This window comes from Martelella sp. UBA3392, from assembly GCF_002358775.1.
In the GTDB taxonomy this organism is placed as follows: domain Bacteria; phylum Pseudomonadota; class Alphaproteobacteria; order Rhizobiales; family Rhizobiaceae; genus Martelella; species Martelella mediterranea.
The window spans coordinates 24,298-33,883 of sequence record NZ_DEPM01000137.1 but is presented as its reverse complement, the minus strand read 5'-3'; the positions used below and the strand labels follow the sequence as shown (position 1 = coordinate 33,883).

Here is a 9,586-nt window from a genome sequence, read left to right as displayed (position 1 = left end):
TGAGCCGGGCAGCCTCCGTTGCCGATTATGAGCAGCGCCAGGCGTTCCGCCGCCGTCTCGTGAGCATGTATCATCGCGCTACGGAATTCGCGGGATAGCGTGTGAGGGAAGCAGCGGTTTGTCTGCGACAGGTTTGCGGGCAAATTGAAACGGCATCTTTCGCGGGGGGCGACGCGTGAGCGATCGACAGCCGGGCCACCCCAGCGAACGACCGAGGGGCTGGACGGCAAACAGGCAAGGCAAGCACTCATGAAAATACTCTCCCTGTTGTGCGGCATCCTGCTCCTCATCGGAACATTCGTGTGGTTCTCCTATTTCGTGCCCCCGGGCTGTGGGATGAACCCCACCGGATGCCATGAGGAGTTCAGCGTCTGGAGCCAGATCGGCCTCATCCATTTCTGGGCGCCGTTGGCGGTCTCGGCGGCGGCCATCATTTATGGGGCAGGCGATCATAAGACCGAGGCTATCGCTCGGCACTGTCGAGGGTCCTGCGATTTGTTCGAGAGAATACTGCGGGCTATAAGGTGCCGATGGCAGGATTCGATTTTTGCATGATGGTCGGATGATGTTGGTTGTTCGCAGATTTGCGGCCGGTTTCGTTGCCGCGCTGATCGGCTTTCTCGCGCGCCTGATAACCGCCGTTCGTGGTGTCCGGCACAGCGATGAGGCCTACACCGAGCCCTGTGTCTTTTACGCCAACCATGCGAGCCATGGCGACTTCGTATTGATTTGGACTGTGCTTCCGCCGGGCTTGCGGGCCGCAACCAGGCCTGTTGCTGGAGCGGACTACTGGCAAGCCTCCCGTCTGCGCCGGTTCATCGGCGTCGACGCCTTCCGGTCACTCCTGATCGCCCGCAATGGCGAGCGTGCCGATATCGATCCGATCACTGCGATGACGGAAGCGCTCGATCAAGGGTCGTCGCTGATCGTTTTTCCCGAGGGAACCCGCAACACCACCGAGGATAGATTGCTGCCGTTGAAGAGCGGCATTTTTCACCTTGCCGAAGCGCGGCCCGATGTCGACTTCGTTCCGGTCTGGATTTCCAACCTGAACAGAGTGTTGCCGAAGGGGGAATTCCTGCCGGTTCCGCTGCTTTGCATCGTTCGCTTCGGAGCGGCGCTTCGGCTCGATCCTGGGGAGAGCAAGGCGGCGTTTCTGGAGAGGGCGCGTGACCGGCTTCTGACGCTCGCCGATGAGGACGAGCCCGTCCGCAGGCGTGAAACGGAGCAGCCATGAGCACGACCGCGATCCCGGAACTTGGATACATGCTGCTGGCCGTCGGGCTTATTCTTATCGTAGCCTCGGTCACAGGCTATGTGCTGAAGCGGAAATTTTCTCCTGACGGCGGCAATGATGCGATCGAGAACCTGAACGCCCGCATCCGCGCGTGGTGGGCCATGGTCGCGCTTCTCGGCATCGCTTTTCTCGCGGGAAAGACCGGCGTCGTTGTGCTGTTTGCGCTTCTGTCCTTCGCAGCACTCAGGGAATTCGCGACGCTGACGAACACCACGCGCGCCGACCATCGGGTTCTGCTCGCCGCTTTCTTCGTCGTCCTGCCGGTCCAGTATTATCTCGTCTGGGCAGAACGGTATGGCATCTATTCGATCTTCATTCCGGTTTACGCCTTCCTCTTCCTTCCGATCCTAGCGGCTCTGCGAGGGGATGTGGATGATTTCCTGGTGCGGATAGCGGAGACCCAGTGGGGCCTGATGATCTGCGTCTTCTGCGCGAGCCATGTCCCTGCGCTGCTCAGTCTCGACATACCCGGCTATGACGGCCGTAACATCCTGCTGATCGTGTTCCTGATCTTCGTGGTGCAGATGAGCGATGTTCTGCAATATGTCTGGGGCAAGCTTCTCGGCCGGCACAGGATCGCCCCGCGGCTATCGCCTTCCAAAACGGTCGAAGGCTTCGTCGGCGGCGTTGCGAGCGCGACACTGATCGGCGTGCTTCTCAGCTGGATGACGCCGTTTTCCATGCTTGAGGCGGGCTTGCTCGCCTTCGCCATCGCGCTCATGGGGTTCTTTGGCGGCCTCGTCATGTCGGCCATCAAGCGCGACAGGGGCGTGAAGGACTGGGGACATCTGATCGAAGGCCATGGCGGTTTCATCGACCGGCTGGATTCTGTCGTGTTCGCGGCGCCGATTTTCTTTCATCTCGTCCGGTTCTGGTGGTCGACCAGCTAGCAGGGTATTTTTCATCTGAAACGCGGCACGACGGCAGGGCGTGTCGACAGGTCGATCCGCAGAGAAACTTGATGAGGGGAGTAGCCATGCCCGACCTTGAACACCGTCGGCCCCTTGCCAGCCGGCAGACGGCCTGGGCGCAAGCGACTGTCCGCATGCTTGCGAAGACGCCCATCACGCCAAACCAGATCTCGTTTCTGAGCATGGTGATGGCGGGGATCGCCGGCCTGGCATTCGCGTTTTCCAGCGATGCGGCCGGGGCCTTGCGGATCGTCCTCTTGCTCGCAGCCGCGCTGTTTTGCCAGTTGCGCCTTCTGTGCAATCTGTTCGACGGCATGCTCGCGGTCGAGGTCGGTCGCGCGGCGGACGATGGCCCGTTCTGGAACGAAGCGCCCGATCGTGTTGCCGACACGCTCATCCTAGTCGGCGCGGGCTATGGGGCGGGCATGCCTTCGCTGGGTTGGGCGGCTGCGGCGCTTGCCATTTTCACGGCCTATCTTCGTGCCTTTGCGCAATCGCTCGGCCAGCCCGCCGACTACCGTGGCCCGATGGCAAAGCCGCAGCGGATGGCGACGCTGACGATTGCCGCATTGCTGTGTCTGACGGCACCCATGCTTGGGCTCTCCATCGGCTTCGTGCTTGAGGCAGCATTGTGGCTGATCGTGTTGCTTGCGGCGGTCACCTGCTGGCGCCGGGGGAGACGGATCCGCAAGCTGCTGCGGGCCAAGGCCAGCCAACCGCAATAGCCCGTTGAAGCGCGAAACCATGAGAGAAGGGCAGGGCGGCTGAAAGGCATTCTCGACAGGACCCAGGCAACGCTCTCCAGAGACGGCCGAAGCAGTTTGCCGGCCAGCGACATGATGATGGTTTCGTCCCTTCACCGCGATTGTCGGCTGTGTGCCTCGACCACGCGTGCGCGGTGGCTTCCGCCTTTCGTAGACATTCGCAACCGTCTTCCGCAAGGCAGTATGCAACGACCTTTCGGCCGACTAAGCTTTGCTCGTCTGGCGTCTTCATCCCATTATCTGACGGCCCGCTCATGGTCCTCCGCGAACTGGCGGGCGGCGAGCAGAACCGGCATCAGGGCCTGGCCGCGCTCGGTCAGGCGGTATTCCACCCGGGGAGGTGTTTCGCCGAAATCCGTTCGCAGGATCAGACCGTCCGCCTCCAGCGCGCGCAGATGCTGGGTGAGCATCTTCTGCGACACGTCAGGCATGTCGCGCAGAAGCTGTGAGCTTCGCAGCATCTCGTCGGCATAGAGGCGAAACAGGATCGGCAGTTTCCAGCGTCCGCTGATCATCCGCAGGCAACGCGTCACCTGCGCGACCGCCCCATCCGCGCCGAGGCAGGCGCTTCGATCCAGTTTGTTGACAGGCACTTTTTGGTGCGTTCTTGCGGCATCCATCGCGGCACTCCTAAATCACGGGCTCAACGTAACACAGCAAGAGGAGCCGGTTCATGGATCTACATATTGAGGGCAGGATTGCCCTGGTGACCGGAAGCAGCAAGGGCATCGGCGCAGGCATTGCGCGGGGGCTGGCCCTGGAAGGCGCAACCGTCATCGTTCACGGCCGCGACGTAAACCAGGCGCGCGGCGTGGCGGAGCAGATCGAGGCCACGGGCGGAATGGCGCATGTCGTAACCGGCGATCTCACCGATGCCGCTCAGGTCGAGGCAATGGTGTCCGCGGCCCGAGCCGCCGCCGGCGATATCGACATTCTCGTCAACAATGCGGGCGGTTCGGGCGGCGCGTCCGATTGGAGCACGACGGAGGCCGCTGCATGGGCCGCGACCTATGACGCCAATGTGCTGGCGGCCGTGCGCGTGACAAGCGCCGTGCTGCCGGCAATGCGGCGCGCGCGGTGGGGACGGATCATCAATATCGCCAGCCTCGCCGGACTGATGCCGCCCGCAGCGAACCCGGATTATTCCGCCGCCAAGGCGGCGATGCTTGCGATGTCGGCCTCCATGGCGAAAGCCGTCGCCGTAGAAGGCGTGACCGTGAACACGGTTTCCCCCGGCACTATTCACAGCGAGAAGCTCGACTTCAGGTTCCGCGAGGTCGCGCAAACCAGAGGCATCGCGCCGGATGCGCCCTGGGATGAGATCGAGGCCGCGGTCCTTCCGCTCTTTGCGGCGGTTCCCGTTGGTCGGGTGGGAACGCTGGAGGAGATTGCGGATGCCGTCTGCTTCCTTGCCAGCCCGCGCGCCGCCTACATCACCGGCTCGAACCTGCGTCTCGACGGCGGAATGCTGCCGACGATCTGAAACGACCGCTCAAGGTCCCGTCACTGTCAGGAAACAGCAATGAGCATCTTCGATCACGTCAGCCTCAAGTCCACGCGCCTCGCGGACATGCAGCGCTTCTACGAAACAGTGCTCGCGCCGCTGGGCATAGAGAAGAAGTTCTTTATCGATCGCCCCGAGGGCGGGGTCGCCGGTTTCGGCCGGGAGCGCGTCGAATTTTTCATTATGAGCGCGCCGGGGCAGGAACCTACCCCGCTTCATCTCGCCTTTCGCGCCAGGAACCGAGAAGAGGTAGCGGCCTTTCATGCGGGCGCCGTCTCCGCCGGCGGCGCCGACAACGGCGCACCGGGGATACGCCCGAACTATCACGATGCCTATTATGCGGCTTTCGTCATCGACCCGGATGGCAACAATGTGGAAGCGGTGTTTCAAGGCCGCGAATGAGCGCGCAAAACCCATGCATTTGATCCGGCAACGGGAGCAACCGTTTGCCCTGCGGCGCCTATGCGATCCCTGCCGCTGCAATCGTGGCGGCCAGCATTGCGCCACAGTCAAGGATGTCCAGCGGCAGGCGCGCCAGGCTTCGGCGCGTCCATCGCCTTGCAGCGGCTTCCGTCTCCGGACCGGGGGCAGCCTTTTCGAAAGCGAGCGCCTTCGGGATGAAATCGAAGGCCGACCAGAACCGCATGACGGTGTGACTTGCCATCGCGACCAGAAGCCAGAACCGCACATCGGCAATGGACCAAGAAAGAGCAAGCGCGATGACGAGCAGCACTTCGAAAGTCGCGTGTGCCGGTATCCAGAAGCGCTTGCGCGATATGCCGCCATGATCGGGCTGTATCAGGTCCGGTCGTCGAGGCCAGGCGGGATCAATCACACCGACCTCGTAGAGGCCGCCGCCAAGGCCGATGAAGGCCAGCGCTGTGGCAAGAGCGGTTGCAGGAAGGATGAGGTCTGTCATCAAGGGCTGCTCCTTGGTTCGTCTTCTCAATGGGGGGATGGGAGCGTTCTCTGCCAGGCCGGAGACGGTGTTTACTCTGAACGCTGCCAATCGCGACCCGGCTCTCCGCTTGCCTCTGCGGTCAAACGGTCAAGGTGATACCCGAAGCTTGCAAACGCGCGCTCTGCCGTCTGCTGGCCGACGAGAACCGCGGTTCCGAGGCCGTGTATCAGGGATATCAGGATGGTTGCTTCGATCTCGCTATCGAGAGCGGCATGAAACGCGCCGTCGGATTTTCCCTTCTCCAACAGCGATGCGATCCGCTCCTGCTGCCGGTCGGGGCCATCCACGAAGGTTCGGTCCGAAATCTCCGGGTCGGTCATCGCGAGCATCGCGTAGGAGGTCCAGAGCAGGTGAAACTGGCGGCTTTCGCGATCGGTGGGAAGCGCAACGGCGAAATATGCCTCGAGCGTGGCCCGCGCACCGGGCGACGGCCCAAGACTTTGAAGACGGGCACTCAGGCGTTCATTGCTGATGGTCTCGAGAGCGGTGAGGCCCGATTGCATCAGCCTGGCCTTGGTCTCGAAATAATACTGCACCAATCGCAGCGAGATGCCGGCTTCGGCGGCAACGCCGCGCAGGGAGACGGCATGCAATCCCTCACGCGCGGCGAGGCGCATGAAGGCTTCCAGGATCATGGAGCGACGTTCGTCGTGGTCGACGGTTCGTGGCATGGGCGGCCGGCCTCGCTTATGGTCATTTTTTATGGTACGACTGTATCATAAAGATTCGCCATTGTCATCTTTCGCACGCGTTGAACGCCATGTCGCTTTCACCTCCTCAAATCTCAGGCCGGCTTTGGGCGGTCGCCGCCATCACCGGCTCCGGCGCTTTCATGGCGATGCTCGATTCGACCATCGCCAACCTTGCGCTGGAAGCCATCCGTTCCGACCTCGCCGCGCCCTTGTCGTCCGTTCAGTGGGTGGCGACCGGCTATCTGATCGCACTCGCCGTTTCGCTGCCGCTCACCGGCTGGCTCGGCCGACGCCTTGGCGACGGTCGCGTCTGGAAAGCCAGCATCCTTGCCTTCGTGCTCGCTTCGATCATTTGCGCGCTGGCTGAGACCGTGACGCAGCTGATCGTGGCGCGCTGCCTGCAGGGGCTGGCAGCCGGGCTGATGGTGCCTGCCGGTCAGGCGGTGCTGGCATCCACCGCCGAACGGCGTCAGTTGGGGCGGCTCATGGGGATCGTGGGGTTTGCCATCGCCCTTGGGCCGGCCCTGGGACCAGCCTTTGGCGGCGTGCTGATCGATACGGGCTCCTGGCGGTGGCTGTTTCTGATCAATGGACCGGTGGGCACCGCGGCCCTGATCGGCGCCGCGCGTCTGGTGCCGCCCGGCAAAAGGTCGTCGGAGAAGGCTCGGATCGACGCTCGCGGACTGATGCTCATCGGTTTCGGCCTTCCGCTGCTGCTTTACGGCGCGGCGGAGATCGGATCGAGCACTATCGGCATGCTCTCTTTGGCAATCCTGGTCCTCGGGACTGGTTTGACGTCCGCTTTTGTCGTCCACGCCATCCGAACGCCCGACCCCCTGATCGATGTCGCCCTTCTTGCGCGGTCGGGTTTTGCCGCGCCAGTCGTGACGGCCGGATTGACGGGCGCCGCCATGTATGGCGGATTGCTGCTCCTGCCGATCTACCTGCAGCGCAGCCTTGGACAGACATCAACGGAAGCCGGCCTCATGCTCATGGCCATGGGCCTTGGTTCCGCCTGCATGCTACCGGCGGCGGGGACGCTGACGGATCGCCATGGACCGAGAGCCGTATCGCTGACCGGATGCGGGTTGCTGGTTCTAGCGACAATTCCTTTCCTCGTCTCGGCCGCTATCGCACTTCCCGCCATCATCCTTGTTCTCGTCGCACGCGGAGCCGGCCTGGCTCTGGCCCAGATGCCTGCGATCACGGCTGCCTATAATCAGGTTGACGAGACCAGAACCGCTGACGCCGCGACGCTGATCAACATCGCCCAGCGTCTGGGAGGCGCGTTGGGCGCGATTGCCATGGCCGCCGTCATCGAGCAGTTCGGCGTCTTTGCATCGGCGAGGGCGTATCAGATCGCATTCGGAGCGCTGGTCGTCATGTCTTTCGGAGCACTGCTGGCTGCGACACGCATAGAGGCACCCCGCCAGGCCAGGTGAGCTCTGAGATCAGGACATTTGCTGGCCCGACACCGGAGGACAATCATGGGACATCCATATGACGTGGAAAATGCGACGCGGCTGCATGTCGAGTGGTGCCGGGATCTGATCGATCGCACCGGTCTCACCACAACCAACCAGACCGAACCGCTCATGCGCGCGGTGATGTTCGAACTGCGGCGGAGCATCGCTCCCGGCGCTGTTATCGCGATGGCGCTTCCCACCGCAATCGCTACCGTCTTCGGCACCACCAGACGTGGCACGCCTGCAATCGACAAAGAGGAACGAAACACGGTTTGCGATCAGAGATTTCGCGCCTCGCGCACGGCGTGCTTTACCATGTGCCAGCCAGGCCATAGGCTTGGCGCATGCGGTATCTTGATATTGAATTTTCAGCGGATTTTCTGACGGCTGACCGCGACGGAGACGGTACGCGACTGACCTTCACACGGCAGGAAAGAATTCTGCTGCAACATTTTACGGTCAATAGTGGGCGCCTGCTCAGCCGCAATGATCTGCTCTCTGTTTTAGGCGGACAAAGCGACGCCATTAGCGACCGTCATGTCGATTTCCTGATCAACCAGCTTCGGCGCAAGCTTCAGGACGCGCCGCGCACGCCCCGCTTCATCCGAACGCAGTATGGCGAAGGCTATGTCTGGATTGCGCCGCACACGTCGGTGAATGCAGAGAATCCGGACGCGTTTCTGATCATCGGACCCATCCGCGGTCTGAAGCGGGGTGGGGCGGAGGCGGAGCGCTATCTCGCTCAGCTCCGTCAGGCGTTTCAGGCAGGCCTCGGTTCTGACAGGACGGTGATCGTCGAGGAGTCCCAAAGGGTCGAAACGCGGCATTTCAGCATCGAGGTGGTCTTTCATCTTCATGACGATGTTCTTCATGCCGCGCTGCTTCTAAGGCATGCCGGCCAGTTTATCGGCATGAAACGGGTCGATCATCACGCAGGCAGCAATGCGGTCGGCACAGAGGACATCTTGCAGGCCATCTGGTCGCATCTCGCCCTGCCGCCGCCGATCGGCGGGCTGCCCGATGACCTGCCGCCATGGATCCGCCAGCATGACGCGGCGCTCACGCTCAGCGGCAACCCGGCCAAGGTTAGCTGGCGGGACAATGCGCGCATGCTAGAGCGCGCCATGGCGGAAAGCCCGCATGATCAACGGTTAAACGTGATGTGGGCGCTCAATCTCTATGCTCGGCTGCTGCAGAGCATGAGTGAACCGGATCAATGGCTTTCCCATGAGGAGTGGCAGGCGATCGAGCGGGAGATTGAAGAGACCAGCCTGTCCGCTCTGGGCGAGCTGCCCAAGATGCCCGAAATGGGACTGGCCGTCGCCAAGCTGCTTCTGTTCGTCAACAATGAACATACGGAGCTCGCCGAAAGTCTGGTGGATCAGGCTCTCCAGCATGGTTCTGCCTTTGCCACCGCGGCGGCCTTGCGGGGAGAAATCGCGGCGATCGAAGGGGACATCGACGCCGCGTGCCAGCTCTACGACGAGGCGTTGGAACTCGCCGAGCCGGGCACGGAGTTCTTCATCTATCTTATGCTGCTGAAGGCTGGTGCACTGCGCGCCGGAAACAGGCTGGACGCGTTGCAGGCGCTTGCCGAGCGTCTGCGCATGACAGCGCCGCTCGCGCATGCCCGCCTGGGTCTGCTGCTCGCGCCCGAACTGAACGAGGGCCATATGAGCCGGACGGTCGCGGGCGCCGAGCTGACATCGGCCATCGCGGCGCACATGCTTCAACTGCTCTACAATGTCTTCGGCCGCCGCTTCAAGAAACTCGAGCACCGCCGAAACATCATGAACGCGCCGATTGCCGCCTTCACTGCCGCATTTGGCGACGATGTCGTCAGCGAGAGCATCAGATCCGGCGTAGCCGATCAGATCCGGCGTAGCCGATCCGGCCTAAGCCCGGCGCGGCGGCGATAATCTGGTGCATTTTCTGCGGCCAGGGCGGATGACGCGTCCACGACACCGACGGTGGAAACTTGCGAAAAGGCA

Annotated in this window: 12 protein-coding genes; 8 read left to right on the top strand and 4 right to left on the bottom strand. The window is 62.4% G+C overall.

Features of this window, described 5'->3' with window-relative positions:
* Nucleotides 1-517: 517 nt before the first annotated feature.
* Nucleotides 518-712: a hypothetical protein gene (locus tag B4E36_RS10210; RefSeq protein WP_292053396.1), complete on the bottom strand. Its 195-nt coding sequence runs from the start codon at nt 710-712 to the stop codon at nt 518-520.
* Here B4E36_RS10210 and B4E36_RS10205 point away from each other — a divergent pair.
* The 3 genes from B4E36_RS10205 (at nt 629) to B4E36_RS10195 (ending at nt 2,933) form a co-directional block, all read left to right on the top strand.
* Nucleotides 629-1,237: a lysophospholipid acyltransferase family protein gene (locus B4E36_RS10205; protein WP_292053385.1), complete on the top strand. Its 609-nt coding sequence runs from the start codon at nt 629-631 to the stop codon at nt 1,235-1,237. The two genes, B4E36_RS10210 and B4E36_RS10205, sit on opposite strands and share 84 nt — an antisense overlap.
* Nucleotides 1,234-2,187 (top strand): phosphatidate cytidylyltransferase, encoded by a 954-nt coding sequence (locus tag B4E36_RS10200; protein ID WP_292053300.1) that lies wholly within the window; start codon nt 1,234-1,236, stop codon nt 2,185-2,187. The genes B4E36_RS10205 and B4E36_RS10200 overlap by 4 nt, the downstream gene beginning before the upstream one ends.
* Before the next feature lie 86 nt (nt 2,188-2,273).
* Nucleotides 2,274-2,933 (top strand): CDP-alcohol phosphatidyltransferase family protein, encoded by a 660-nt coding sequence (locus tag B4E36_RS10195; protein ID WP_292053297.1) that lies wholly within the window; start codon nt 2,274-2,276, stop codon nt 2,931-2,933.
* A 275-nt stretch (nt 2,934-3,208) separates the two neighbouring features.
* Here B4E36_RS10195 and B4E36_RS10190 read toward each other — a convergent pair whose 3' ends face one another.
* Nucleotides 3,209-3,592, bottom strand: a complete 384-nt coding sequence (locus tag B4E36_RS10190; RefSeq protein ID WP_292053295.1) for a winged helix-turn-helix transcriptional regulator — start codon at nt 3,590-3,592, stop codon at nt 3,209-3,211.
* Between the two features lie 53 nt (nt 3,593-3,645).
* Between B4E36_RS10190 and B4E36_RS10185 the strand changes: the two genes are divergently transcribed.
* Both B4E36_RS10185 and B4E36_RS10180 read left to right on the top strand, forming a co-directional pair.
* Nucleotides 3,646-4,455 (top strand): SDR family NAD(P)-dependent oxidoreductase, encoded by an 810-nt coding sequence (locus tag B4E36_RS10185; RefSeq protein ID WP_292053292.1) that lies wholly within the window; start codon nt 3,646-3,648, stop codon nt 4,453-4,455.
* A gap of 39 nt (nt 4,456-4,494) precedes the next feature.
* Nucleotides 4,495-4,878, top strand: a complete 384-nt coding sequence (locus B4E36_RS10180) for a VOC family protein (RefSeq protein ID WP_292053290.1) — start codon at nt 4,495-4,497, stop codon at nt 4,876-4,878.
* Between the two features lie 58 nt (nt 4,879-4,936).
* Here the strand turns inward: B4E36_RS10180 and B4E36_RS10175 are convergent, their stop codons facing one another.
* Nucleotides 4,937-5,395, bottom strand: coding sequence for a hypothetical protein (locus B4E36_RS10175; RefSeq protein WP_292053289.1), 459 nt, complete (start codon nt 5,393-5,395; stop codon nt 4,937-4,939).
* 71 nt (nt 5,396-5,466) lie between these two features.
* Complete coding sequence (locus tag B4E36_RS10170; protein ID WP_292053286.1) at nt 5,467-6,108, bottom strand: TetR/AcrR family transcriptional regulator; 642 nt, start codon at nt 6,106-6,108, stop codon at nt 5,467-5,469.
* Between B4E36_RS10170 and B4E36_RS10165 the strand changes: the two genes are divergently transcribed.
* The 3 genes from B4E36_RS10165 to B4E36_RS10155 are packed head-to-tail and all read left to right on the top strand — an operon-like array spanning nt 6,102 to nt 9,514.
* Nucleotides 6,102-7,571, top strand: coding sequence for a DHA2 family efflux MFS transporter permease subunit (locus B4E36_RS10165; protein WP_292053284.1), 1,470 nt, complete (start codon nt 6,102-6,104; stop codon nt 7,569-7,571). The two genes, B4E36_RS10170 and B4E36_RS10165, sit on opposite strands and share 7 nt — an antisense overlap.
* Before the next feature lie 45 nt (nt 7,572-7,616).
* The gene (locus B4E36_RS10160) at nt 7,617-7,979 is read left to right on the top strand and encodes a hypothetical protein (RefSeq protein ID WP_292053282.1); all 363 of its coding nucleotides are present in this window, start codon (nt 7,617-7,619) and stop codon (nt 7,977-7,979) included.
* Entirely contained in the window at nt 7,940-9,514 is a 1,575-nt protein-coding gene (locus tag B4E36_RS10155; protein WP_292053281.1) for a winged helix-turn-helix domain-containing protein, read from the top strand. Before B4E36_RS10160 ends, B4E36_RS10155 begins: the two co-directional genes overlap by 40 nt.
* Nucleotides 9,515-9,586 lie beyond the last annotated feature (72 nt).

What these genes read in the sequence shown, in the direction of transcription:
- B4E36_RS10210 (WP_292053396.1), bottom strand. Translation starts at nt 712, where the DNA reads ATGGCTCGCATGGTTGGCGTAAAAGACACAGGGCTCGGTGTAGGCCTC.
- B4E36_RS10200 (WP_292053300.1), top strand. Translation starts at nt 1,234, where the DNA reads ATGAGCACGACCGCGATCCCGGAACTTGGATACATGCTGCTGGCCGTC.
- B4E36_RS10195 (WP_292053297.1), top strand. Translation starts at nt 2,274, where the DNA reads ATGCCCGACCTTGAACACCGTCGGCCCCTTGCCAGCCGGCAGACGGCC.
- B4E36_RS10190 (WP_292053295.1), bottom strand. Translation starts at nt 3,592, where the DNA reads ATGGATGCCGCAAGAACGCACCAAAAAGTGCCTGTCAACAAACTGGAT.
- B4E36_RS10185 (WP_292053292.1), top strand. Translation starts at nt 3,646, where the DNA reads ATGGATCTACATATTGAGGGCAGGATTGCCCTGGTGACCGGAAGCAGC.
- B4E36_RS10180 (WP_292053290.1), top strand. Translation starts at nt 4,495, where the DNA reads ATGAGCATCTTCGATCACGTCAGCCTCAAGTCCACGCGCCTCGCGGAC.
- B4E36_RS10175 (WP_292053289.1), bottom strand. Translation starts at nt 5,395, where the DNA reads ATGACAGACCTCATCCTTCCTGCAACCGCTCTTGCCACAGCGCTGGCC.
- B4E36_RS10170 (WP_292053286.1), bottom strand. Translation starts at nt 6,108, where the DNA reads ATGCCACGAACCGTCGACCACGACGAACGTCGCTCCATGATCCTGGAA.
- B4E36_RS10160 (WP_292053282.1), top strand. Translation starts at nt 7,617, where the DNA reads ATGGGACATCCATATGACGTGGAAAATGCGACGCGGCTGCATGTCGAG.
- B4E36_RS10155 (WP_292053281.1), top strand. Translation starts at nt 7,940, where the DNA reads ATGCGGTATCTTGATATTGAATTTTCAGCGGATTTTCTGACGGCTGAC.